This window comes from Streptomyces bungoensis (assembly GCF_001514215.1).
Lineage (GTDB): Bacteria > Actinomycetota > Actinomycetes > Streptomycetales > Streptomycetaceae > Streptomyces > Streptomyces bungoensis.
Map to the genome: position 1 here is coordinate 83,494 of NZ_KQ948875.1, position 23,721 is coordinate 107,214.

Sequence of the window (23,721 nt, forward strand, 5' to 3'; positions counted from 1 at the left end):
ATCCGCGCCGTACACCTGGCGCCGGCGAAACTTCCTCCGGTCTTTTTCACCGGGCGCGCGGCGGCGCCGGGGAGCACCGCGCGTTGCCGCGTCCCGGGTACCGCATAAGCTCGGTGAATGGCGAAGTACTTCGACGTGCACCCCGAGAACCCGCAGCCCCGCAGCATCGGACAGATCGCCGACGCGGTGCGGTCGGGTGCGCTCATCGCGTATCCGACCGACTCCTGCTACGCGCTGGGCTGCCAGATCGGCAGCCGGGACGGCATGGAGCGGATCCGTTCCATCCGCCGTCTGGACGACCGGCACCACTTCACGCTGATGTGCCGGGACTTCGCGCAGCTCGGCCAGTTCGTGCGCGTCGACAACGACGTGTTCCGGGCCGTGAAGGCGTCCACCCCGGGCAGCTACACGTTCATCCTCCCGGCCACCCGCGAGGTGCCGCGCAAGCTGCTGCATCCCAAGAAGAAGACGGTGGGCGTGCGGATCCCCGACCACGTGGTCACCCAGGCGCTGCTGGCGGAGCTGGGCGAGCCGCTGCTGTCGAGCACGCTGCTGCTGCCGGACGAGGAGGAGCCGATGACCCAGGGCTGGGAGATCAAGGACCGGCTCGACCACGTGGTGGACGCGGTGGTCGACTCCGGGGACTGCGGCACGGAGCCGACCACGGTCGTGGACTTCTCCGGCGGCGAGGCGGAGATCGTGCGGCGGGGCGCGGGGGACACCAGCCGCTTCGAGTGAGCGGGCGCCGGCACCGGCCGCGGCGGAATGGATCTTGCGTGGCAGCATGGCCCGTACCCGCGGCGTTCGCCGGTCCCCCGCCGGCGGCGCCCATTCCTCCAGGGAGGGCCTTCTCACCATGACCGATGTTCAGGGAACCGCCGTCGACGTCCCCGCCGCGGACGGTGTCGCCGACGCCTACCTCGCCCATCCGGCCGACGGGCGCCCCCGGCCGGCCGTGCTGTTCTACCAGGACGCCTACGGGCTGCGCCCGCACCTGCGGGCGATGGCCGACCGGCTGGCCGGCGCGGGCTACACCGTCCTGGTGCCGAACGTGTTCTACCGGCTGGGCCGGACCCCGGTCGTCGAGCTGCCCGAGTTCATCGACCCGGGCGCCGACCCGACCATCTGGAAGCGGCTCGGCCCGGTCGTCGCCTCGCTGACGCCGGACCTGGTCGAGCGGGACGCGGACGCGTACCTCGGCTGGCTGGCGGACAGCCCGCTGACGACGGACGGCCCGGTGGCGGTCACCGGGTACTGCATGGGCGCCCGGCTCGCGCTGCGGACGGCGGCCGCCCGCCCGGACCGGGTCGCCGCGGCGGCCGGGTTCCACGGCGGGCAGCTCGCCACCGACGCCCCGGACAGTCCGCACCGGGTGGTGGGACCCATCACCGCCGAGCTGTACTTCGGTCACGCCGGCGACGACCCGTCGCTGCCCGCGGAGCAGGTCACCCGCTTCGAGGAGGCGCTGACGGCCGCCGGGGTGCGGCACACCTGCGAGGTGTACGGCAAGGCGCGCCACGGCTTCACGCAGGCGGACACCCCGGCCTACGACCGGGAGGCCGACGAGCGGCACTGGGCGGCCCTGCTCGACCTGCTCGCCCGCACCTTCTGACGGGGCCCGGGCGCCCGCCACGAACGGCGGGCGCCGGCCCGATCATGTCCGAAACATTGACATGTACTCGTCTCAGCAGCACCCTGAGAGCGCTCTCACAACAGGTACGGACCAATATCCGTACGACCCCGACCCCACACGGAGGTGGAGAGTGCTCCCCAGCACGACACGGCCGGCGCTGCCCCTCGCGGCCGCCGCCGCCCTGGTCGGCGGCCTGCTCGCCCTCGGCGCACCGGACCGCGCCGGCGCCGCGGTACCGGACACCGTGCCCCTGAAGATCACCAACAACTCGGGCCGCTCCGAGCCGGTGTACGTCTACGACCTCGGCACGCAGTTGTCGTCCGGCCGGCAGGGCTGGGCCGACGCGGGCGGCGCCTTCCACGCCTGGCCGGCGGGCGGTACCCCGCCGACCCCCGCTCCGGACGCGGCGATCCCCGGCCCGGCGGCGGGCCAGTCCCTGACCGTCCGGATACCGAAGTTCTCCGGCCGGATCTACTTCTCCTACGGCCAGAAGCTGGACTTCCGGCTCACCACCGGCGGGCTGGTGCAGCCGGCCGTGCAGAACCCGTCCGACCCCAACCGGAACATCCTGTTCAACTGGTCGGAGTACACGCTCAACGACTCCGGGCTGTGGCTCAACAGCACCCAGGTGGACATGTTCTCGGCGCCGTACGCGGTCGGCGTGCAGCGCGCGGACGGCAGCGTGAGCACCACCGGGCACCTGAAGTCCGGTGGGTACGAAGCGGTGTTCGACGCGCTGCGCGGTCAGTCGGGCGGCTGGTCCGGTCTGGTGCAGACGCGCTCCGACGGCACCGTGCTGCGTGCGCTCTCCCCGCTGTACGGGGTGGAGACCGGGGCGCTGCCGGCGAACGTGACGGACGACTACGTCAACCGGGTGTGGCAGAAGTACACGACGTCGACGCTGACGGTCACGCCGTTCACCGACCGGCCGGGCACCAAGTACTACGGCCGGGTGTCGGGGAACGTCATGAACTTCACCGACTCCTCGGGCGCGGTGGTCACCAGCTTCCAGAAGCCGGACGCCTCCAGCGTCTTCGGCTGCCACAAGCTGCTGGACGCGCCCAACGACAACGTGCGCGGGCCCATCTCCCGCACGCTGTGCGCCGGTTTCAACCGCTCGACGCTGCTGTCCAACCCGAACCAGCCGGACACCTCGGCGGCCGGCTTCTACCAGGACGCGGTGACGAACCAGTACGCCCGCGCGGTCCACGCGCAGATGGCCGACGGCAAGGCGTACGCGTTCGCCTTCGACGACGTCGGCCACCAGGAGTCGCTCGTCAACGACGGCAGCCCGCAGCAGGCGTACCTGACGCTGGATCCGCTGAGCTGACCCGAGGCGGTGACGTGCCGCGGTCCCGCACCCCTGGCCGGGGTGCGGGACCGTGGCGTGTGTGCCGGTGTGTGCGTCAGCCGGTCGTCAGGGCGGTGTCGTCCACGACGAAGCTGGTCTGCAGCGAGGAGTCCTCCACGCCGTTGAACTTCAGCGTGACCGTCTGACCCGCCAGCGAGGACAGGTCGAAGGACTTCTGGCTGTAGCCGGAGGCCGCGTTGGCGTTCGAGTACGTGGCCAGCGTCTTCGAGCCGGCGGTGACCGTCAGCTTGTCGTACGCGGTGCTGCCGGACTCCGCGGTGTCGATGTGCAGGTAGAAGGTGAGCGTGGCCTTGCAGCCGGACGGGATGGTCACCGACTGGGACACGGAGTCGGTGTGCGAGGAGCCGTAGCCGTCCATCCAGGCCTTGTACGAGCCGCTGTGGGCCGCCTCACCGGTGTCGGTGGTGATGACACCGCTGGTCGCCGTCCAGCCGGTGCTGCCGGACTCGAAGCCCGGGTTCGCCAGCAGCTGGCTGGAGGTGCAGCCGCCGCCACCGCTGGAGCTGACCGTCCAGGTGAAGGAAGCGGTGCCGGTCTTGCCGGCGGAGTCGGTCACCGTGACGGTGGTGCTGTAGGTGCCCGCGGTGGTGGGCGTGCCGGTGATCAGGCCGGTCGAGCCGTTGATCGACAGGCCGGCCGGCAGGCCGGAGGCGCTGTAGCTGAGCGCGCCGCTGTTGCTGCTGCTGGCCTGGATCTGCAGGCTCACGGCGGTGCCGACGACCGAGGACTGGCTGCCCGGGTTGGTGACCGTCACTCCGCTGCTGGGCGGGGTGATGTGGCTGCCGACGTTGATGCCCGCGAAGGCGTTGCCCACGGCGGCGTACTCGGCGGAGTTCGTGCCGTACAGCGCGCCGGCCGCGTTGAGGGCGGCGGTGCGGGCACCGGCGTAGTTGGTGCTGGACGTCATGTACGACGTCAGCGCCTTGTACCAGATCTGCAGCGCCTTGGCGCGGCCGATGCCGGTGACGGCGACGCCGTCGGAGGTCGGGCTGTTGTAGGTCACGCCGTTGATGACCTTGCTGCCGCTGCCCTCGGACAGCAGGTAGAACATGTGGTTCGCGGGGCCCGAGGAGTAGTGCACGTCCAGGTTGCCGACCCCGGAGTACCAGCTGTCGGCGGAGCCGCCGTCCTTGCTGGGCTTGTCCATGTACCGCAGCGGCGAGCCGTCGCCGTTGATGTCGATCTTCTCGCCGATGAGGTAGTCGCCGACGTCGGTGGAGTTGTTCGCGTAGAACTCCACGCCGGTGCCGAAGATGTCGGAGGTCGCCTCGTTCAGGCCGCCCGACTCACCGGAGTAGTCGAGGCCGGCGGTGTTGGAGGTGACACCGTGGCTCATCTCGTGGCCGGCGACGTCCAGCGAGGTCAGGGCGTGGGTGTTGCTCGTGCCGTCGCCGTAGGTCATGCAGAAGCAGGTGTCGTCCCAGAAGGCGTTGACGTAGGCGTTGCCGTAGTGGACGCGGGAGTAGGCGGCCTGGCCGTCGTTCTTGATGCCGCTGCGCCCGAAGGTGTTCTTGTAGAAGTCCCAGGTCTCCTGCGCGCCGTAGGCGGCGTCGGCGCCGGCGGTCTGGGTGTTGGAGCCCGACCCGTTGCCCCAGACGTCGTCGGAGTCCGTCATCAGGGTGCCGGTGCCGGACGTTCCCCCGTTGAGGGTGTACGTCTTGTGGCCGCCGCGCGTGGTGTCGTACAGCTGGTACGTCGAGCCCGACAGCGTGGTGCTGAGGCTGACCGAGCCGCTGTACTGGGTGTTGCCGGTGCCGGTCTCGATCGCCTGGTAGCGGTACAGCTCCTTGCCGGTGGTGGCGTCGGTGATGACGTGCAGCCGGCTCGGGGTGCCGTCGTCCTGGAAGCCGCCGATGACGGTCTCCCAGGCGAGCTTCGGGGTGCCGTTGCCGGCCCAGATCACCTTGCGGGCGCTGTCGGCCTTGGCCTTCGTGGCGTCCAGGGCCTTCGCGGTCTTCAGGGCCTTGGTCTCGGCGGCGGCCTTGGCGAAGGTCGCGGTGGTCGAGGAGACCTTGATGCGGTGCTTGTTGTTGTACGTCGTGCTCACGGTGCCCTTGGCCAGCGAGGCGGGCGGGGTGTGCACGACGAGGTCGCCGCCGAGGACGGGCAGGCCCGCGTAGGTGCGCTCGTAACGGGTGTGCAGGGTGCCGTCGTTGTCCTTGACGACGTCCTTGACGACCAGCTTCTCCTTGGCGCCGAGGCCGAGGGTGCGGGCGGTGGTGGCCGTCTGCTGCCGGGCGCTCGTCAGCAGCGCCGCGTGCTGGGCCGGGCTGAGCTTGGCCTCGAGGCCTCCGGTACGCACCGGGCCGGGGTGGGGGCCCGCCGGTGTGGCGACCGCCGGCACGGACTGCATGCCGACGGCCAGGAAGGCCGCGGTGGAGACCAGGGCGGCTCCGACCGTGGCCCCCTTGCGGGAAAGGCGTCTGTGGGGAAGGCGTCTCACTCGTACTCCTCCTGCTGCGGCCGCCGGATCGCGGCCGGTTAACAGACCGGGCAGACGGGTGTGCTGCCCGGACGAGCTGAGCTGTGCGGGAACCGGGAAACCGTGGTCCGGTCCGTGAACAGATGGGGATGCTCTGCGAGCGGAGAATGACAGGATTGAACGGTCCATGTCACTGGCCTGCCGGTCAATCGAGGGTTATCCCTATGGCCGCCACCACCCCTCACCTGCCCCAAATCCGCCCCGCGGGCGGCGCGTTGTTACCGTGCACCGCGTGTCTGAATCCTCACGCGATACCGCCCGGGGAGCCGGCTGGGGCTCGGCCCGGCGCGGCACCTACCAGCAGCTGATGCCCGGCCACGTCCAGAAGCTGTCGTGGCTGGACCCGAGGATCCTGTGGGCCGCCCGCAACGGGGTGCTCGCCTCGTGGTTCGGCGACCCGACGGGCCGTACCCGCGGCCGCTGGGTGGCGCGGCGGGCCGCGGCGGGCGCGCCCGCCGACAAGGTGATCCGCCGGGAGGTACCGGAACGCTTCTCCTTCATGGTCATCGGCGACACCGGCGAGGGCGACGCCTCCCAGTACGCCGTGATACCAGGCTTCCTGCGGGTGAGCGGGGGAACGGAGTTCGCGGTGATCGCCAGTGACGTGATCTATCCGGTGGGCGGTGCGGACGACTACGGGCCCAAGTTCTTCCGGCCGTACCAGGACTACCCGGCGCCGATCTACGCGGTGCCCGGCAACCACGACTGGTACGAGGATCTCGGTGCGTTCATGCGCGTCTTCTGCGCCGACCCGGCGCCGCTCGACGCGGAGCCCGCGCCCCGCCCGTTCACCCGGGCCTGGTGGCGCACCCGGCTGTGGCACCGGCCGCGCGCGGCGGACGAGCAACGCCTCGCCGAGGCACAGGAGTTGCGTGGGGCGCCCGGACAACAGGCGGTGCAGCCGGGGCCGTACTGGGCGATCGACGCCGGGCCGGTGCGGCTCGTCGGCATCGACACCGGGCTGCTGGGCACGCTCGACGCCGAACAGGGCGCGTGGCTGCGGGAGGTGTCCCGGGGCCCGCGGCCGAAGATCCTGATCACCGGCTCACCGCTGTATGTCGACGGGGAGCACCATCCGTGCGCGATCGAGGGCGGCGGCACGGTGGACGACATCGTCCGCGACCCGGACCACCACTACGTGGCCGCGATCGGCGGCGACATCCACAACTACCAGCGCTATCCGGTCGACGTGGACGGGCGCACCGTCCAGTACGTCGTCTCGGGCGGCGGCGGCGCGTTCATGCACGCCACGCACACCATCCCCCGGGTGTCCGTGGCGGGCGTCACCGAGCGGGACTTCCGCTGCTATCCGCTGCGCGGCGACTCGCTGGCCTTCTACAGCCGGCTGTACGGCCGGCGGCTGCGCCTGCGCCGCTTCTTCACCCTCACCGAGGCCGAGGCCACCGCCGTGATCGCCGAGCGGCTCGGCATCGAGCCGGCCCGCGCGCCCGGCCCGGACGTCCGGATCACCAGGCGTGCCCGGCTGGTCGCGAGCCTGCTGGGCGCGGGCGGGCGTCCCGACCGCACCTCCCGGGTCCGGCTGCCCGTCCGCAAGATCTACACCCAGCTGTTCTCGCCGTCCTCCGCCACCTACAGCCCGCCCTTCTTCAAGTCCTTCCTGCGCCTGGACGTGACCCCCGAGGCGGTACGGCTGCGCTGCTTCGCCGCGACCGGGAACCTCGCGCAGGAACTCGACCCGCCGGTCGAGGACGAGGTGACGATTCCGCTGCGCTGACCCCGCGGCGGGCGGGGACGGGCCGGTTTCCGGGGGCGGTGTTCACGGACCCTGGTCCCGCCCCACTCCCCCGGCCTCCGGCGGTGGACGCGGTCAGCGCGGCGGCGGCTTCTGGCCGGGGCACCGGGCAGCCGGACGAGCACGGCACCGGCTTCGCCCGTCCGGCCCCTCCGGGCCGAGACGAGCCGGGTTCCCCGCCGCGCGGCGGGGAACCGCGGCCCTCTCCGCGGGCCCGGATCAGCGCGCTGGGCATGCACCGCGCGGCGCGTGTCCGGCCGGCGCCGTTCGCCGGGCGGCCTCGTCCGGCGACCAGTGCCTGCCGCCGCCCTCGTCCAGGCCGGGCCACGCGCAGCGCACACGGGCAGGCCTGTCTCGCACGGACCGGCGTCCGGACATCGGACGGCTCTCGAACGGCTGTCGGAGCCCGGCCCTCGGCGATCGGCCGCGCGGCTCACCAGCGGCCCGCCTCCGTCCCCGTGACCGGCTCCGACGGGCGGCCGTCCACGCCCACCGGCACCTCCCCGGCGAGCATCACCCGGTGCATGATCCGCGGGGCGGCCAGGTGGGCGTGGTCGGCGGGGGCCAGGTGGATGGTGGCCCGGTTGTCCCAGAAGGCGACGCTGCCGGGCTCCCAGCGGAAGCGGACCGTGTACTCGGGGCGCACCGCCTGCTCCAGCAGCATCTGCAGCAGGGCCGCGCTCTCCGGACGGGAGACGCCGGTGATCTGCTCCAGGTAGTAGCCGTTGACGAACAGGATCCGCTCGCCCGTCTCCGGGTGGACGCGCACCAGGGGGTGCACGGAGGCGACCTGGTGGTCCAGGAGGTGGCGGAGGTAGGCGTCGTCACCGGGCCGCGACTGGTAGCCGACGCCGAGCCGGTGCTCGGCGCGCAGTCCGTCGACGAAGGCGCGGACCGGTGCGGACAGCCCCGCGTAGGCCGCGGCCAGGTCGGCCCAGGTGGTGTCACCGCCGTAGGGCGGTACCGTCTCGGCGCGCAGGACGGTCGCGGCGGGCGGGTCGACGCGAGCGCCGTGGTCGCAGTGCCAGCCGCGCAGCAGGGTGTGCCGGCGGCGCTGCAGCCACTCCTCGTGCTCCATGCCGAAGCGTCCGCCCAGCTCCAGCCGGTCGGCGGTGGTCTCCACCTCGGGGAAGTCCGGCGGCGACGCGCTGCCGCGCCGCCCGGGCACGACCGGTGTGCCGAAGCGGCGGGCGAAGGCCACCTGGCCGGCATGGTCCAGGCGCTGCCCGCGGAAGAACACCACCTTCCAGCGCAGCAGGGCCCGGCGGACGAGGGCGACCACCTCGTCGGCCGGTGGCCGGGCGAGGTCGACGCCGGTGATCTCGGCGCCGATGTGCCCGGACATCGGCAGCACCCGCACGCCCTCGGCCTGCTCCTGGTGTCCGGCGGTGGCCCTGTGCGTAGTCATGCGCGCTCCGATGCTCGTCGGTACCGGCTCCAGGGCGATCGTGACAGTGTCGCGGCGGCCCGGCGACAGGGCCTGGGGCCTGTCCGAACGATTGGCGTCGTCCGCCCGGATCGCGGGCCAGACGGGAACCGGCGGACCGGCCCGGTGCTGCCCGGGACGCGGCCGCCGGGCTCGACGGCGCGGCGAGCCGACCGGCCCGGCACGGGGTACCCGGGCCGTGAGGCGGACGCGGCGGAAGGAGCGGCTCGTGACGACGGAGGAACGGCTGGGGACCTACCGCGGCAGGCGCGGCTTCGACCGGACCGGGGAGCCGTCGGGACGGGCGGCGGCCGCGGCGGGCGAGCGGCCCCGGTTCGTGGTGCAGATCCACGACGCGCGCCGGATGCACTTCGACTTCCGGCTCCAGGTGGACGACGTGCTCAAGTCGTGGTCCGTGCCCCGGGGCCCGTCGGCGGGCCCCGGGGACAGGCGGCTGGCCGTGCCCACCGAGGACCACCCGCTGGAGTACGAGGACTTCGAGGGGGTCGTCCCCAGGGGCGAGTACGGCGGCGGCACCGTGATCGTCTGGGACCGGGGGACGTACGAACCCCTCACCCACGACCGCCGGGGCCGTCCGGTGGACTTCGCCGCGGCCCTGGAGCGCGGGCACGCCACGTTCCGGCTGCACGGCACCAAGCTGCACGGCGAGTACACGCTCACCCGCTTCCGCGGCGGCACGGACGAGGCGGAGGCCTGGCTCCTCGTCCGCAAGGGCTCCGCCCGCGCCGCGGGACGCGGCACCCCGGACCCGCGGCGGGCGCGCTCGGTGCGCACCGGACGCACCCTCGCGCAGGTCGCCGCCGACGGCGCCGGGGGGGTGACCCGCGGGCGCCCGCGGGTCAGGGGCCCGGCAGGGGCTGTTCCGCCCAGATCGTCTTTCCGCCGGCCGTCTGCCGGCTGCCCCAGCGCTGGGTGAGCTGGGCGACCAGCAGCAGGCCGCGGCCGCCCTCGTCGTAGGCGTGCGCCCGGCGCAGGTGCGGTGAGGTGGAGCTGGCGTCGGAGACCTCGCAGATCAGGGCCCGGTCGCGGATGAGCCGCAGCTGGATGGGCGGCGCGCCGTAACGGATGGCGTTGGTGACGAGTTCGCTGACCACCAGTTCGGTGACGAACGCCGCCTCCTCCAGGCCCCAGGCCGCCAGGCACTCGGTGGCCGCCTGCCGGCAGGTGGCCACCTCGGCGGGGTCCGGGCGGACGTCCCAGGTGGCGACGCGGTCGGCGCCGAGGGCGCGGGTGCGGACCAGGAGCAGGGCGACGTCGTCGGTGGGCTGTCCGGGCAGGACGGCCTTGAGGACGTCGTCGCTGAGCGCCTCCAGCAAGTCGGCCGGGGCGCCGAGGGCGCGGCGCAGCTCCTCGGTGGCGTGGTCGACGTCCCGGCCGCGGTCCTCGACCAGCCCGTCGGTGTACAGGGCGACGACCGAGCCCTCGGGCAGCTCGAGTTCCGCCGCCTCGAACGGCAGCCCGCCGACGCCGAGCGGCGGTCCGGCGGTCATGGTGACGAACTCGGGTTCGCGGCCGGGCAGGACGAGGGCCGGGGCCGGGTGGCCGGCGGCGGCCAGGGACAGGCGGCGGGAGACGGGGTCGTAGACGGCGTAGAGGCAGGTGGCGCCGAGTTCGGCGACCTCCTCGCCGCTGTCGTCGGAGGCCAGGTGGGTGACCAGGTCGTCGAGGTGGGTGAGCAGCTCGTCCGGGTGCAGGTCGACGTCGGCGAGGGTGCGTACGGCGGTGCGCAGCCGGCCCATGGTGGCCGAGGACCTGATCCCGTGGCCGACCACGTCGCCGACGACCAGGGCGACCCGGCTGCCGGAGAGCGGGATGACGTCGAACCAGTCGCCGCCGATACCGGCCAGCGATCCGCACGGCAGGTAGCGGTGGGCGACCTCGACGGCGGCCTGGCCGGGCAGGCCCCGGGGCAGCAGGCTGTGCTGGAGCGCGAGGGCGGTGGAGCGTTCCCGGGCGAAGCGGCGGGCGTTGTCGATGCAGACGGCGGCGCGGCTGGCGAGTTCCTCGGCGAAGACGGCGTCGTCGCCGCCGTAGTCGTCCGGGTGGGCAGCGCGCACGCAGACCGCGACGCCCAGCGGGGTGCCGCGGGCGCGCAGCGGCACCGCGATCATGGAGTGGACGCCGAGGCGGTGGCGCCGCCCCTCGGGCGAGCGCGCGTCGCGCTCGGCGAGCCATTCGACGAACGCCGGTTCGCCGGCCTGGGCCAGGACGGCGCGGCCCTCGCGCAGGGCGCGGGCCGGCGGGGAGGACGGCTGGTAGACGTCCGTCTCGCCCAGCTTCAGCGCGGCGCCCGGGTTGCCCTCCCGGGTGGAGCCGTGGGCGACCCGGCACAGCTGGACCGCGCCGTCCGGGATCATCGGGGGCTCCTCGGCGCCGAGGACCCAGTCCAGCAGGTCGACACTGGCGAAGTCGGCGTACTGCGGGACCAGGAGCCCGACGAGTTCCTCGGCGGTGCGCACCACGTCCAGGCTGGTGCCGATGCCGGTGGCGGCCTCGTTCAGCAGGGCGAGGCGGCGCCGGGCCCAGTACTGGTCGCTGCTGTCGAAGGCGGCCAGGGCGACGCCGGCCGGTTCGCCGGAGTCGTGGGCCAGGGGCCACATCTCGATGCTCCAGGCGTGCTCCCGGTTCAGGGCGGGGGCGCCGGTGTAGCTCTCGTAGCGGACGGGGCGGCCGGTCCGGGCGACCTGGCGCAGGTGCTGCAGAAAGCCCCGGCTGTGCTCGGTGTCCTCGACGGTCTCGGGGAAGAACCGGCCGAGCAGCGCCTCCTCGGACACGCCCATCAGCCGGCCGACGGCGTCGTTGACGCGCAGGTAGCGCTGGTCGAGGTCGAAGACCGCCATGGACATGGACGCCTGCTGGAAGGCGCGGGCGGCCAGGGCGGCGGGGGGCGGGCAGGGCGGGCCGGCGGTCACCACGTAGCCGGTCGGTGTGCCGCCGGGGCCGAGGACCGGGCAGACGGTGACGGGCAGCTCGACGCGGTGTCCGTCGCGGTGGCGCACGGCGACGTTCCCGCCGCGGGCGGCCAGGAGGCGGGCGGGCAGGGCCCCGGCGAGCAGCTCGGTGGCGGGCCGGCCGACGACCTCGTCCGCCGCCCGGCCGGTGAGCAGCCGCGCACCGTCGCTCCATCCGGTTACCCGGCCCTGGGCATCGATGACCGCCGCGGCCGCGACATGCTCCATAAGCCCCAGGATGATCCGATTGTCCCCGTGCCTCAAGCGCGGAGGGGCCGGGCTCAGCCCCGGTGGGCGCGCAGGGCGGACAGGGCCCGGTCGGCGTGCGTGTTCATCCGCAGTTCGCTGCGGACGATCTCCAGTACGGTGCGGTCCTGGGCGATGACGAAGGTGACCCGTTTGGTCGGGGCGAGGGTGAAGCCCCGCTTGACGCCGAAGCGCTCGCGGACGGTGCCGTCGGCGTCGGAGAGCAGGGGCATGCCGAGGGTGTGGCGTCCGGCGAACTCCTGCTGCCGGTCGACGCTGTCGCCGCTGATCCCGACCGGGCGGGCGCCGACGGCGGCGAACTCCGCGGCGAGGTCGCGGAAGTGGCAGGCCTCGGCGGTGCAGCCGGGAGTCAGGGCGGCGGGGTAGAAGAACAGCACGACCGGTCCGTCCGCCAGCAGTTCGGTGAGGTGGCGGACGGTGCCGGTCTCGTCCGGCAGGGCGAAGTCCTCGGCCTTGTCGCCGACCTCCAGGCGCCCGGTCATGACCGCCCCTCCCCGCCCCGGGCGACACCGCGGGCCCACAGCACGAGCGGCACCTGCAGGGGCAGCCGGGCGAGGGCCGCGGTCCGCTGGGGCGCGGGCCGGTGGCGCCAGTCGACGGCCATCTTCACGTTGGCCGGGAACACCCCGACGAAGAAGGCCGCCGCCGCCTTCGCGGCCACGGGGCGCGTCCGGCGCGAGGCGATGCCGGCCGCCAGCGCCAGTTCCGCGATCCCGCTGCCGTAGGTCCACATCCTGCGCGAGCCCGGCAGGGCCTTCGGCACGATGGCGTCGAACTGCCGGGGCACGGCGAAGTGGGCGGCCCCGGCCGCGGCCAGCAGCCCGGCGAGCAGCAGGGGTGAACGTTCGGACCGTGGCACGGTTCCTCCTCCGGTGGACCTGCCGATGGATATTACTGGACGGTAGGCACCTGCGGGGGCCGTTCCCGGGAGCCGAGGGGGGCGGGGACGGCGGTGGGACACCCGCGGCGGAGGACGAGGTGAGCCCGGGTGCGGGGCGGGGGCCCGTCCCCGGGACCGTCCCCGGCGTCCCACGGGACGCGGGGACGGCTTCGCGGCGGCCGGTCACGGCAACGCTGGCTGTCGTGGTCACGGTTCGTGGTCACGAGAACGACAGCCGGAGGTTTCCATGATCCGACGGACTCTCAGAAGCGCTCTGCTGACCACGGTCGCGGTGCTCGCCTTCCTCCCCGGGGCAGCCGCCGCCACGCCGGCGAGCGCCGCCCCGTACCCGGTACCGGCCCAGCACCGCGTGCACCCCTCGCACCCCCACGCCGTGCCCACCGCCGGCCGCGTCGTCACGCACGGCGCCCGGCTGAACGTCCGCTCCGGCCCGGGCACCGGCTACCGCGTGATCGGCCACCGGCACGTGCACCGGGTGCTGGCGCTGCGCTGCCGGACGTTCGGCTCCGGTGTGTACGGCAACCACCTGTGGTACCGGCTGCGCCACCACCGCGGCTACGTCTCGGCCCGCTACGTGCACGTCGACCGCGCGCTGCCCTGGTGCTGACGGCACCGCGCCGCAGCACCCGCTGATCCCCGAAGGCCTGTTCGCCGCCCCCCGAACAGGCCTTCGGCGTGTCCCCACCTCGACCGTCCCGCCGCCCCGCAGGGGTTCCGGAGGCCGCTTCCCCGGGAAGCCATTGCGGCAACAGGGGCGAAAGCGCCCATAGCGGAACGGGAGTCGAGGGACGTACGATGCCGCATCCCCGAGGATCGGCCACGCAGGGCGAGTCACTGGTGGCGACTCTGCGTGAACTGAAGGACCGCACCGGACTGAGCCTGGCGGCGCTGGCCGCGCGCACTCCGTACAGCAAGTCGGCCTGGCACCGCTATCTGACCGGCACCAAGCGGCCCCCGCGGTCCGCGGTGGAGGCGCTCAGCCGGCTGGCCGGTGCCGATCCCGTCGCCGTACTGGCCCTGTGGGCGGCGGCCGAGAACCCTCCGGCGCCGGTCCCGCCGCCGCGGCGGGAGAAGGGCCGGCCGCGCCGGCGGCTTCCGCTGTGGGTGCTGGCGCTGCTCGGTACGGCCGCAGCGGTGGCCGCCGCCGTCACGGTGGCCGGGCGGCAGGGCGCCCCGGCACCGGCGGGGCAGGGGCTGGTGGCCGTGCCGCACTGTCATGCGCGCTCCTGCCAGGGCGAGTTGCCCGACGCCTCGGTGTGCGCCCGGGACGCGCAGACCAGGAGCACGGTCACGGGCGCCGGTTACGACGTCCGCCTGCGCTGGTCGCCGACGTGCGGTACGGCGTGGTCGGAGGTGCGGGTGCGGTCGGCGCAGGCCCGGGAGGTGTCGGTGCGGGCCGGTCAGGACGTGCTGTCGGCGCGCTACCCGGCGGACGACGCCACCGGGATCGCCAGCCCGATGCTCGCCGTGCCGTCGGCCCTGGGCGTGGAGGCGTGCGCCGCGGTGGGCGGGCGGCTGGCCTGCACGGGCCTCGACGTGGAGCCGGCCGCCCCGGAGTGAGGCGGCCGGCTCCCCGCCGCCCGCTCGGCGCTCGCGGCGGCCGGTGCCGGGCCCGCCGCCGCGGGGGTCAGCCCGCGGCGATCAGCTCCTGCGGGGCGTCGCTGGGCTCCGGCCGGCGACCCGAACGCAGGGCGGCCACGCCGATGAGGACCATCGACGACAGGCCGGCCAGCGCGAAGGCGGTGAAGCCCCAGTCCCCGTGCCCGGCGGCGAGCAGCTGGCCGCCGAGCCAGGGGCCGAAGACGGCGCCGAAGCGGCCCATGCCGGAGGTCCAGCCGACGGCGGTGGCGCGGTTGCCCGGGCTGGAGCGGATGGAGACGGTCGCGTAGATCATCGTCTGGGCGCTGTTGAGGAACACGCCGGTGAGGAAAACCACCAGGAAGGTCACGCCCAGCGGCATGCGGACGCTGAGCAGGAAGACGCCGGCCGCGGTGAGCGCGAACCAGATGGCGGAGATGCGCGGGGCACCGGTGGGGGTCCCCCCGCGCGAGCGGAGCCGAGCGTGGGGGAGGTCGGAGGCACGGCCCGCGACCAGCATGCCCACGATGCCGCCGAGGTTGAACAGCACCACGAAGGTGAGGGCGGAGCCGAGGTTGTAGCCCTCGCCGCGCATCAGGGTGGGCAGCCAGGTGGCGACGCCGTAGACGAGGAGGAGTCCGCCGAAGGACGCCAGCCAGTGGAGCAGGGTCTGCAGCCACTCTCCGCCGCGGAAGAGGCCGAGCAGCGCGTCCCAGCGGTCGGCCGGGGCCTTCGGGGCGGTGGCGGTGGGGAGTTCGGTCCCGTACCGGGCGGCAAGGGAGCGGGCCTCGTCGGTGCGGCCCTTGGCGACCAGGAAGCTCAGCGACTCGGGCAGGGCCTTGGCGAGGACCGGGACGAAGAGCAGGGGGAGGACGCAGACCCAGAACGCGGAGCGCCAGCCGTGGGGCTCGACGAGCCACTTGGCCACGTAGGCGGAGAGGATGCCGCCCGCGTGGTGGGCGGTCATCAGGGCGCCGATGGTGAGGGCGGCGCGGCCGCCGCGCGCGTAGTCGCTCACCATGCTGATCGCGGTGGGCAGCAGGCCGCCGAGGCCGACGCCGGCCAGAGTCCGGCCGAGGCCGAAGACGGCGACCGAGCCGGAGAGGGCGCATATCCCGGAGGCCAGCGAGAACAGGGTGGCGCAGGCGACCATCAGCTTCTTGCGGCCGATCCGGTCGGCGACCGTGCCCGCCGTGAGCGCGCCCACCAGCATGCCGAAGGTGGCGTAGCTGCCGAGGTCACCGGCCTGGGCCGGGGTGATGCCGAGCGCCTTGCTCTCGAGCATGTGCGGCAGCACGGAGCCGTAGACGAACATGTCGAGGCCGTCGAAGAGGACGGCGAGCCAGCACAGGACGACGACCAGCAGGGCCAGTCTGCTGCCGCGGGCGGCGGAGGGGGAGGGTGAGGGGGACATCGTTGTTACCTCTCATGCGTGGTGCGCCAGACGCTAGAAAGCCACCCGAAAAGAGTCAACAGTTTTGTCAACAATCTTTCCGGCGAGCTGGTCTCAGGGCTGCGCGGGCGGGTGGTCTCACTCCACCGGCGGCGTGCCGTGGGTGTGGAAGGACCGGATGGTCTGCAGACCCCAGGCCTGCCCCTTCCTGCGCTCGGCCTCGGTCCAGGTGACGAGCGGCCAGTCGGGGGCGAGCACCAGGCGGGTGAGCGGGTTGCACAACTCGACGCGGTTGCCGCCGGGTTCGTACACGTACAGGAAGAACGTCTGCTGGATGGCGTGCTTGTGCGGGCCGGTCTCGATGAACACGCCGGTGTCGATGGCGAGATCGGCGGCGCGCAGGATGTCCTCGCGGGTGTCGGTGGCGAAGGCCAGGTGGTGCAGCCGGCCGGTGGAGCCCGTCCAGTCCTCCGTGTAGACGACGTCGTACGACTTGTTCGTGAAGGTCAGCCAGCGGGCCGCGATCCGCCCGGTGTCGAGCCGGATCTGCTCGGTGGGCCGGGCGCCCAGCACCCGCTGCTGGAACTCGGCGTTGGCGAGCACGTCGGCCGCGAGGAAGTTGACGTGGTCGAGGCGGCGTACGCCCACGCCCCGGTTGGGCTTGGCCTGCGGCTGGTTCTTCAGCGCCGGCTTCAGCTCGTCGGGGGCCCGGTAGTGCTCGCTCTCCCAGTACAGGGCGTGTTCGTGGCCGTCCGGGTCGTGCGTGACGTACAGCTTGCCGAGGCCCGGTTCGTCCTCCGTCCAGTGGCCGGTGCCGCCCGCCGCCTCGATCGCCGCGACCCGGCGGCGCAGGGCCTCCTCGCTCGAGGTGCGCAGCGCGAGCCGGCCGAGGCCGGGCTGCGCGCGGGCGGTGAGGACCAGGCTGTGGTGCTCGTAGTCGTCGAAGGTGCGCAGGTGGACGGTGTCGCCGTCCTGGCCGCTGACGGTGAGTCCCAGGTAGTCGGTGAAGAAGGCGACACTGGCGTCCAGGTCCGGGGTGAACAGCTGGGCGTGGCCGACATGGGCGATGTCACCGAGGGGCGGAGCCATCGTTGCCTCCAAGGGGTTGCGCGGGTGCGGGTCCGGCGGCGCGGGGGAAGACCGTGCCGTCGAAGATCTTGCGGGCCGTGCGGACCACGGCGGTCCGGCGCGCCGCCGGCGCGTCCGGGTCGATGTCGGTGTCGATGTCCAGGTAGCCCGTGGGGTGTTCGAGGCGGACGCGGTCGCCGCGCTCCGCCAGGTGTGCGATGCCCTCCCCCACCGAGCCGGGCAGCCTGATCCCGGCCGCCACGCTCGCCGCGCCGAGGACGCCGATGGCGGTGTGGCAGCGGACGGGGATGAAGGTACGGGTGGTGACCGCGCCGCCGTGGCGCGGCGGCGCGAGCAGGGTGACCTTGGGCACGGTCGCGGTCTCGACGTCGCCGAGTCCCATCAGCCGCCCGGCCGCCAGGCGGATCCCGCGGAGCCGGTCGGCGAGCGCGAGGTCCTCCTCGAGGTCCTTGGGGGCTTCGTGCCCGGTGACCTTCAGCGCGGCCGCGGGGACGAGCACGGTCGGCATCCCGTTGTCCACGCAGGTGACTTCCGTCCCCGCGACCGTGTCCCGGACCCTGCCGGTGGGCAGCAGCGGGGTGCCGCCGGCCGGGAACTCGATCACGACGGGAGCGGCGGTGCCGGGGACGCCGGAGATCTCCGTGCCCCCGGTGTACGCGACCCGGCCGCCCGGGGTGGGGAAGGTGGCGACGGCCCGCTCCCCCGTGTTGAGCATGCGGATGCGGACGGAGGTCTCGCCGTCACCGGGGGCCACGAGCCCCCGCTCGACGGCGAACGGGCCGACTCCGGCGAGGATGTTCCCGCAGGTCTGACGGTCGCTCACCTCCGCCCGGTCGACCGCGACCTGGAGGAACAGGTAGTCGACGTCGGCCGCCGGGTCGTCGGAGCGGGAGACCACGGCCACCTTGCTGGTGAGCGGGTGGCCGCCGCCGAGGCCGTCGATCTGGCGCGGGTCGGGGCTGCCCATGACGCGCAGCAGCAGGCCGTCGCGGGCGGCGGGGTCGGCGGGCAGGTCCCCGGCCAGGAAGTAGGCGCCCTTGGAGGTGCCGCCGCGCATCAGCATGCAGCGCACCCCGGTGGACCCGGTCACGCCCCGGCTCCGTCCCGGACGTGGTCCTCGTACGACGTGTAGGTGACGCCCAGCTCGGCGAGCCTCTCCCGCAGCCCGTAGCGGTCCAGGCCGAGTTGGCCCTCGAGGAACGCGGCCCGGGAGGCGGCCTCCTTGGTCTCGCGCGCCTCGGAGGCCTCGGCGGCCGCGCGGGCCCGCTCCCGGGGGACGACCACGACACCGTCGTCGTCGGCGAGGATCACGTCACCGGGCCGGATCACCCGGCCGCCGACGGCGACGGGCACGTTCACCGAGCCGCCGGTGGCCTTCACCGTGCCCTGCGCCGAGACGGCCGCCGACCAGGCGGGGAAGCCGAGGTCGCGCAGTTCCTGGGTGTCGCGGATGCCCGCGTCGATGACCAGCCCGCGCACCCCGCGCCGCTTCAGGGCCGTGGCGAACAGTTCGCCGAACATGCCGTCGGTGGACGGGGAGGTGGTGGCGACGACCAGGAAGTCGCCCTCGCGGCACTGCTCGACGGCCGCGTGGATCATGAGGTTGTCGCCGGGCCACGACAGCACGGTGACCGCGGTGCCGGCGACCCGGGTGCCCTGCTGGATCGGGCGCAGCCGCGCCGGCAGCAGCCCGGTGCGGCCCATGGCCTCGTGCACGGTGGCGACGCCGTACCGGGCGAGGGCGTCGACGTCCTGCGCCGCGGCCCGCGGGGGGCCGGTGACGATCACGCCGCTCATGCCAGCTCCTTGGTGACCTGCGGGTAGGGGCGCATGTAGGCCTCGGCCATGGTCTTGTGGGGCAGGCCCAGGTTGGGACCGGCGTTCCTCGTGAGCTGGACGCCGCGGCGGACGGCGAGGTCGGTGTAGTAGTCCCACAGGTGCTGCTGGGCGCCCAGGCACTCCATCGCCTTGCGCTTGGTCGCCCACACCTCGGTGATGTCGAGCAGCACTTGCGGCCTGAAGCCGCTCATCTCGGGCTGGTGCGGCTCGAAGTAGAAGACGGGCGGGGCGCCGATGATCTCCCCCGGGCCCGGGTAGCCGATGGCCTGGGCGAGGACGCGGGCCTCCAGGGCCATCCGGTTGGCGGCCGGGTGGTCGCCGTTGTACGGGTCCTCGACGGGATGGGTGAGGACGACGTCGGGCTGGGTCTCGCGGTAGACCGCGACGAGCCGGTCGGTCAGCTCGGCCGTGGCGACGAGCGGGTAGTCCCCGGCGTCGAAGAAGCGGACCTCGGCGCCGAGGGTGGCGGCCGCCTGCTCCGCCTCCTCCCGGCGTATCGCCTTGATCTCCTCGAGCGCCCTGCCCTCGCGCCACGCCTTGGCGGACTCGCCGCGCTCACCGAAGGTCAGGCAGGCGATGGTGACCTTCTCGCCCCGGGCGGCGGCCAGGGCGACGGCTCCGCCCGCGCGCCACACGAAGTCCCCCGCGTGCGCGGTGACGACCAGGGTGGAGCGTGGTGGGGTGGAGGGCACGTCGGCGTGCGTCATTGCGGGAATCTCCTTGTCGGGCCCGGTTCCGCCGGGGTGCGCCCGGCGGCTTCCGGCCTCGGTGGACAGGTGTGCGCCCGCCCCGCGTTCCGCGCGCGGCGCGTCAGTCGCCGAGCGCGTCGATCACGCTGGTGAGGTGGGCGCGGACGGCCGCTTCGGCCGCCTGCGGATCCCTGGCCCTGATCGCCTCGATCATCGCCAGGTGCTCGTTCAGGGACTGCTGCGGACGTCCGGGCCTGAGCGCCAGCTGGAAGCGGTGGCGCACCAGTTGTGCGTTGAGCCGCTCCAGCAGCTCGACGGCGGTCTGCTGCCCGGAGATCTCCCGGATCCGGTCGTGGAGCCGGTGGTTGAGCTCGGAGTACGTCACCGGCTCGCCGTCGGCGACGGCCTTCTGCATCGCCGCGCCGAGGTCGGCCAGTTCGGTCAGCTGCTCGTCGCTCGCGGCGACGGCGGCCTTCGCCGCACAGAGTCCTTCCAGGACCATGCGGCACTCCGTGATCGCGACCGCTTCCTCCACGGTCACCACCCGCACCCGCGAGCCGCGGTTGCGGATCCGCTCGACCAGCCCCTGGGCCTCCAGATCGATCAGTGCGGCCCGGATGCTGGCCCGCGTCACACCGAACTGCTCGGCGAGTTCGTTCTCCACCAGCCGCTGGGCCGGTGCCATCTCGCCGTTCAGGATCGCCTGCCGCAGCAGCGCGAGCGCGTGCTGTTTGGCCTGCTCTCCGGTGGTCGGACCGGCTTCCTTCGGCATGTGCCCTCCCTGAGTGAGTGCCTGTCGAACGTAAATCTAGCCAGACAAGATTGTCAACAATTTTGTTCGCCACTTTTGCGGCGCCTGCGGCGGGTCCGCCGCCGGGGGCGGGCCCGTTCAGGGGAACCGCGGGCGGAACGGGCGTGCGGGCAGCGGGCGTGGTCGACACCTTCAGCCGTGACCGCCGAGACCCTGCCGTTCGTCCCGCCGATGCTGGCCACCCCCGGCACGCTGCCGCCCGCCGCCCAGGACGCGCGCTGGGCGTACGAGACCAAGCAGGACGGCCAGCGGGTGATGGTCTACGCGCCCGGCGACGGCAGTGTGCTGCTGCGCGCCCGCTCCGGGGAGGACATCACCGGCGCCTACCCCGAACTCCGGCCCCTCGGCGGCGTCCTGGGCGGGACACCCGCCGTACTGGACGGCGAGGTGCTGGCCCTGGACGAACAGGGCCGGGCGAGCTTCCAGTTGCTGCAGAGCCGGATGGGGCTCGCGCACGCCCCCGCGCGGGCGGCGCGCCGGGCCGCGCAGGTGCCGGTCCACCTGGTGCTCTTCGACGTGCCGTACCTGGCCGGGCCGCTGCTCCGGCTCCCCTACGCGCGGCGGCGGGCGCGGCTGGAGGAGCTGGGGCTCGCCGGGCCGCACTGGTCGACGCCGGCCGCGGTGACCGGGCACGGCGCCGAGGCGCTGCGGATGACCCGGGAACACGGGCTGGAGGGCCTGGTGTGCAAGCGGCTGGACTCGGTGTACGAGCCCGGGGTGCGCTCCCGCGCCTGGATCAAGATCAGGAACATGCGCAGCGAGGACGTGATCGTCGGCGGCTGGCTGCCCGGCAAGGGACGGCTGACGGGGCTGCCGGGCGCGGTGCTGGTCGGCCAGCGGGCGGGCGGCCGGCTGCGGTACGTCGGCGGGGTGGGCACCGGCTGGAGCGAGGCGGAGCGGGCGGAACTGGCGGCACTGCTGGGGGCCGCCGCGGCGGACACCTGCCCGTTCGATCCGGTGCCGCGGGTCGCGGGCGCCCGCTGGGTGGTGCCCCGGCTGGTCGGCGAGGTCTCCTACAGCACCCGGACGCGGCACGGGATGCTGCGCCAGCCGTCCTGGCTGCGGCTGCGCCCGGACCTCGCGCCCGAGGAGTCGGCCGCGGACCTTCCCGAGGGCCTCGGCTGATCCTCCCTCACCGGCGCCCGCCGGGCGGTTCCGGAAGCGGTTCCCGCCGTGCGCGGGCACCGCCGTCGAGGGTCTATCGTGTCCCCCATGTCCGTGCCCGAGCTGATCCGTATCGTCTCCCGTGACTCACCGATGGCTCTCGCGCAGGTCGAGCGCGTGCGCGCCGAGTTGGGCGCGCTGCACCCGGGGATGCGCACCGAGGTCGTACCCGTGAAGACCACCGGGGACAAGTGGCTCGGCGACCTGGCGCAGGTCGAGGGCAAGGGGGCGTTCACCAAGGAGGTGGACGCGGCGCTGCTGGCCGGCGAGGCGGACCTCGCGGTGCACTGCGTCAAGGACGTGCCCGCCGACCGGCCGCTGCCCGCGGGGACGGTCTTCGCCGCGTTCCTCGCGCGGGACGACATCCGTGACGCGCTGGTGCACCCGGACGGGCTCACCCTCGACGAACTGCCGCCGGGCACCCGGATCGGCACCTCCTCGGTGCGCCGGGTGGCCCAACTGGCCGCCACCCACCCGCACCTGGACTGCGTGCCGTTCCGCGGCAACGCCAACCGCCGGCTGGCCAAGCTGGCCGCGGGAGAGGCGGACGCGCTGCTGCTCGCGGTGGCCGGCCTGGAGCGGATCGGCCGCCGGGACGTGATCAGCGAGGTGCTGTCCCCCGAGACGATGATGCCGCCGATCGGCGCGGGCATCCTCGCCCTGCAGTGCCGGGAGGGCGACACGGAGCTGATCGACGCGGTCAGCGGGCTCGGCGACCCCGGCACGCACCGGGAGGCGACGGCCGAGCGGATGTTCCTGCACGTGCTCCAGGGGCACTGCAACAGCCCCATCGCCGGCTACGCGCGCGTGGACCGCGGCGGGGAACTGTCCCTGCGGGCCTGTGTGTTCACCCCGGACGGCAAGACCCGGCTGAACGCCCACGAGTGGGCGGGCCGGCTGGACGCGGCGACGCTCGGGACCTCGGTCGCGGTGTCGCTGCTGCGCCAGGGCGCGCGGGAGATCATCGACGGCATCCCGCACTGACCCGGGAGCCGGGCCCCGGTCAGGCGGTGCCCGGCTCGCTCTGGTCCTTGAGGAAGGTGCTCAGCTGGTGGGCCAGGCTGCCCGGTCCGGTGCCCGCCGCGGCGGCCGCCGGGCCGCCCTCCAGGACGCCGGTGCCGCCCGCCCACAGCCGGCGGTCGGTCCACTCCTCCTCGACCCGCAGCTGGACCTGTACGTCCACGTGGGTCAGGGCGGCCTCGGGGGCCGCCGCGAAGAGCACGGCGGTGGCCCGGCGCAGCGGGTAGACGTCGAAGCCCTCGATGAACTGGGAGTTGCGCCAGTCGATGAAGGCGCCCTCGCCGTCCGGGCCGACCCGGACGTCGATCTGGCCGTCCTCCAGCTGGATGCCGTAGGAGCGCGGCCCGCGGTTCTCGACCGTCACCCGGACGCTGAAGTACGTCAGACCGGCCGCGGCGTCGTCACGTCCACGCGGCGGCTCGGCCGCCTCCAGACGGTGGACGCGGACCCGCAGACCGGCATGCTCGTCGTACTCCTGCCAGTCCCCGACCACGTTCGGCTCGTACACAGTGCCCCTCTCGACCTTCGAGAGCTGCTGTCTATCTGTGCCCTGAGCGCACTGTCAAATGAGCGGAATGCGCTGTGGCCAGGGGGTTCGCCCGCTTTGATCGGTGATCAAGCGCTGCGCAGCAAGAATCCCCTTCGCACGCTCGCGGGCGGGTCCGGGCCGCGTGCCGCACATCACGTTCGAGGGCAAGATCAGCGGGCCAGCCGGCCGAGCAGCGACGAGGCCGCGGCGATGCCGAGGACGGCGGCCACCCCGAGGACGGCGACGGCCCTGGTGTCCCCGAAGGCGTAGGTCAGGCCGGCGCAGGTGACGGCGTCGGCGGGCGGGGCGGGGATGTCGCTCGTCATGGCTCTCCGGCCTCCTCGTGCAGGGTGACGGCCAGCTTCCGCAGCGCGGGGAGCGCCGCGCCCAGGGCCGCCCGGTCGTCCTCGCCCAGCTGGGCCACGTGCCGGGCGACCAGTTCGGCCCGCCGGCGCCGCCAGTCGGCGAGCCGCTTCTCGGCGTCCGCGGTGAGCAGCAGACGGGCGGCCCGCCGGTCGGCGGGGTCGGTCTCGCGGAGCAGATGGCCGTCCCGGACGAGGCGGTTGACCAGGGTCGACACGGAGTTGCCCGCCAGGTAGAGCTCCCTGGCGGCGTCCGAGACGCCGATGCCGGGCCGGGCCTCGACGAGCCGCAGCAGCTCCACCTCGGCCCCGCCCAGCCGTGGTCCGGCGAGCCCGCCGCGCAGCCGGCGCCGGATCAGCCGCTGGATGCCCACGAGAGCGCCGGCGAGTTCTTCGGCCTCGGAGAAGTCCGCTTCCACACCTGGAAGATTACCTCTGTTA

General features: G+C 73.8%; 22 protein-coding genes and 1 pseudogene. 9 read left to right on the forward strand and 14 right to left on the reverse strand.

Annotation, left to right across the window (positions count from 1 at the left end):
• Positions 1-117 precede the first annotated feature (117 nt).
• The 3 genes from AQJ66_RS33375 (at position 118) to AQJ66_RS33385 (ending at position 2,963) form a co-directional block, all read left to right on the forward strand.
• Positions 118-738, forward strand: a complete 621-nt coding sequence (locus tag AQJ66_RS33375; RefSeq protein WP_061929510.1) for an L-threonylcarbamoyladenylate synthase — start codon at positions 118-120, stop codon at positions 736-738.
• A gap of 118 nt (positions 739-856) precedes the next feature.
• A complete protein-coding gene (locus AQJ66_RS33380; RefSeq protein WP_061929512.1) occupies positions 857-1,612 on the forward strand; it encodes a dienelactone hydrolase family protein in 756 nt (251 codons plus the stop codon).
• Between the two features lie 151 nt (positions 1,613-1,763).
• The gene (locus AQJ66_RS33385; protein ID WP_061929516.1) at positions 1,764-2,963 is read left to right on the forward strand and encodes a glycoside hydrolase family 64 protein; all 1,200 of its coding nucleotides are present in this window, start codon (positions 1,764-1,766) and stop codon (positions 2,961-2,963) included.
• A 76-nt stretch (positions 2,964-3,039) separates the two neighbouring features.
• Here AQJ66_RS33385 and AQJ66_RS33390 read toward each other — a convergent pair whose 3' ends face one another.
• Positions 3,040-5,358, reverse strand: a complete 2,319-nt coding sequence (locus tag AQJ66_RS33390; protein ID WP_208611509.1) for a M4 family metallopeptidase — start codon at positions 5,356-5,358, stop codon at positions 3,040-3,042.
• Positions 5,359-5,719: 361 nt separating this feature from the next.
• Here AQJ66_RS33390 and AQJ66_RS33395 point away from each other — a divergent pair, with 361 nt between their 5' ends.
• Positions 5,720-7,222, forward strand: coding sequence for a metallophosphoesterase family protein (locus tag AQJ66_RS33395; protein WP_107119117.1), 1,503 nt, complete (start codon positions 5,720-5,722; stop codon positions 7,220-7,222).
• Between the two features lie 451 nt (positions 7,223-7,673).
• Here AQJ66_RS33395 and AQJ66_RS33400 read toward each other — a convergent pair whose 3' ends face one another.
• Positions 7,674-8,648 (reverse strand): TauD/TfdA dioxygenase family protein, encoded by a 975-nt coding sequence (locus AQJ66_RS33400; RefSeq protein ID WP_061929525.1) that lies wholly within the window; start codon positions 8,646-8,648, stop codon positions 7,674-7,676.
• A 247-nt stretch (positions 8,649-8,895) separates the two neighbouring features.
• Here AQJ66_RS33400 and AQJ66_RS33405 point away from each other — a divergent pair.
• Positions 8,896-9,492: pseudogene (locus tag AQJ66_RS33405) on the forward strand (DNA polymerase ligase N-terminal domain-containing protein); the annotation flags it as partial.
• 34 nt (positions 9,493-9,526) lie between these two features.
• On the opposite strand, the gene AQJ66_RS33410 reads toward AQJ66_RS33405, so the two are convergent.
• The 3 genes from AQJ66_RS33410 to AQJ66_RS33420 are packed head-to-tail and all read right to left on the reverse strand — an operon-like array spanning position 9,527 to position 12,764.
• The gene (locus AQJ66_RS33410; protein WP_061929527.1) at positions 9,527-11,866 is read right to left on the reverse strand and encodes an ATP-binding SpoIIE family protein phosphatase; all 2,340 of its coding nucleotides are present in this window, start codon (positions 11,864-11,866) and stop codon (positions 9,527-9,529) included.
• Positions 11,867-11,919: 53 nt separating this feature from the next.
• Entirely contained in the window at positions 11,920-12,387 is a 468-nt protein-coding gene (locus tag AQJ66_RS33415; RefSeq protein WP_061929530.1) for a peroxiredoxin, read from the reverse strand.
• The gene (locus AQJ66_RS33420; protein ID WP_061929533.1) at positions 12,384-12,764 is read right to left on the reverse strand and encodes a DoxX family protein; all 381 of its coding nucleotides are present in this window, start codon (positions 12,762-12,764) and stop codon (positions 12,384-12,386) included. The genes AQJ66_RS33415 and AQJ66_RS33420 overlap by 4 nt, the downstream gene beginning before the upstream one ends.
• A 268-nt stretch (positions 12,765-13,032) precedes the next feature.
• On the opposite strand from AQJ66_RS33420, the gene AQJ66_RS33425 reads away from it, so the two are divergent.
• Together AQJ66_RS33425 and AQJ66_RS39165 are read left to right on the forward strand one after the other, a co-directional pair.
• Positions 13,033-13,413 (forward strand): SH3 domain-containing protein, encoded by a 381-nt coding sequence (locus AQJ66_RS33425; RefSeq protein WP_061929536.1) that lies wholly within the window; start codon positions 13,033-13,035, stop codon positions 13,411-13,413.
• Positions 13,414-13,601: 188 nt separating this feature from the next.
• Positions 13,602-14,366: an XRE family transcriptional regulator gene (locus AQJ66_RS39165; RefSeq protein ID WP_159052680.1), complete on the forward strand. Its 765-nt coding sequence runs from the start codon at positions 13,602-13,604 to the stop codon at positions 14,364-14,366.
• Positions 14,367-14,433: 67 nt separating this feature from the next.
• On the opposite strand, the gene AQJ66_RS33435 is transcribed toward AQJ66_RS39165, so the two are convergent.
• The 6 genes from AQJ66_RS33435 to AQJ66_RS33460 all read right to left on the reverse strand — a co-directional run bounded on the left by AQJ66_RS33435 (position 14,434) and on the right by AQJ66_RS33460 (position 20,166).
• The gene (locus tag AQJ66_RS33435; RefSeq protein WP_061929542.1) at positions 14,434-15,798 is read right to left on the reverse strand and encodes an MFS transporter; all 1,365 of its coding nucleotides are present in this window, start codon (positions 15,796-15,798) and stop codon (positions 14,434-14,436) included.
• 117 nt (positions 15,799-15,915) lie between these two features.
• Positions 15,916-16,866 carry a VOC family protein gene (locus AQJ66_RS33440; protein ID WP_061929545.1) on the reverse strand — a complete coding sequence of 317 codons (951 nt, stop codon included), beginning with the start codon at positions 16,864-16,866 and terminating at the stop codon, positions 15,916-15,918.
• A complete protein-coding gene (locus tag AQJ66_RS33445) occupies positions 16,847-17,956 on the reverse strand; it encodes a 4-oxalomesaconate tautomerase (protein ID WP_061929547.1) in 1,110 nt (369 codons plus the stop codon). Before AQJ66_RS33445 ends, AQJ66_RS33440 begins: the two co-directional genes overlap by 20 nt.
• Positions 17,953-18,663: a 4-carboxy-4-hydroxy-2-oxoadipate aldolase/oxaloacetate decarboxylase gene (locus AQJ66_RS33450; RefSeq protein WP_061929550.1), complete on the reverse strand. Its 711-nt coding sequence runs from the start codon at positions 18,661-18,663 to the stop codon at positions 17,953-17,955. Before AQJ66_RS33450 ends, AQJ66_RS33445 begins: the two co-directional genes overlap by 4 nt.
• Positions 18,660-19,412 (reverse strand): PIG-L deacetylase family protein, encoded by a 753-nt coding sequence (locus tag AQJ66_RS33455; RefSeq protein ID WP_061929553.1) that lies wholly within the window; start codon positions 19,410-19,412, stop codon positions 18,660-18,662. The genes AQJ66_RS33450 and AQJ66_RS33455 overlap by 4 nt, the downstream gene beginning before the upstream one ends.
• A 103-nt stretch (positions 19,413-19,515) precedes the next feature.
• On the reverse strand, positions 19,516-20,166 hold the full coding sequence (locus AQJ66_RS33460; protein WP_061929555.1) for a GntR family transcriptional regulator: 651 nt from the start codon (positions 20,164-20,166) through the stop codon (positions 19,516-19,518).
• Positions 20,167-20,376: 210 nt separating this feature from the next.
• Here AQJ66_RS33460 and AQJ66_RS33465 point away from each other — a divergent pair, with 210 nt between their 5' ends.
• Complete coding sequence (locus AQJ66_RS33465) at positions 20,377-21,330, forward strand: ATP-dependent DNA ligase (protein WP_079060575.1); 954 nt, start codon at positions 20,377-20,379, stop codon at positions 21,328-21,330.
• An 87-nt stretch (positions 21,331-21,417) separates the two neighbouring features.
• Complete coding sequence (hemC, locus tag AQJ66_RS33470) at positions 21,418-22,353, forward strand: hydroxymethylbilane synthase (protein WP_061929561.1); 936 nt, start codon at positions 21,418-21,420, stop codon at positions 22,351-22,353.
• Between the two features lie 19 nt (positions 22,354-22,372).
• Here the strand turns inward: hemC and AQJ66_RS33475 are convergent, their stop codons facing one another.
• From AQJ66_RS33475 to AQJ66_RS33480, 3 genes are all read right to left on the reverse strand, one after another.
• Entirely contained in the window at positions 22,373-22,897 is a 525-nt protein-coding gene (locus AQJ66_RS33475) for a hypothetical protein (RefSeq protein WP_061929563.1), read from the reverse strand.
• Positions 22,898-23,088: 191 nt separating this feature from the next.
• Positions 23,089-23,244, reverse strand: a complete 156-nt coding sequence (locus tag AQJ66_RS39170) for a hypothetical protein (RefSeq protein WP_159052681.1) — start codon at positions 23,242-23,244, stop codon at positions 23,089-23,091.
• Positions 23,241-23,699 carry a MarR family winged helix-turn-helix transcriptional regulator gene (locus AQJ66_RS33480; RefSeq protein ID WP_061929566.1) on the reverse strand — a complete coding sequence of 153 codons (459 nt, stop codon included), beginning with the start codon at positions 23,697-23,699 and terminating at the stop codon, positions 23,241-23,243. The genes AQJ66_RS39170 and AQJ66_RS33480 overlap by 4 nt, the downstream gene beginning before the upstream one ends.
• Positions 23,700-23,721 lie beyond the last annotated feature (22 nt).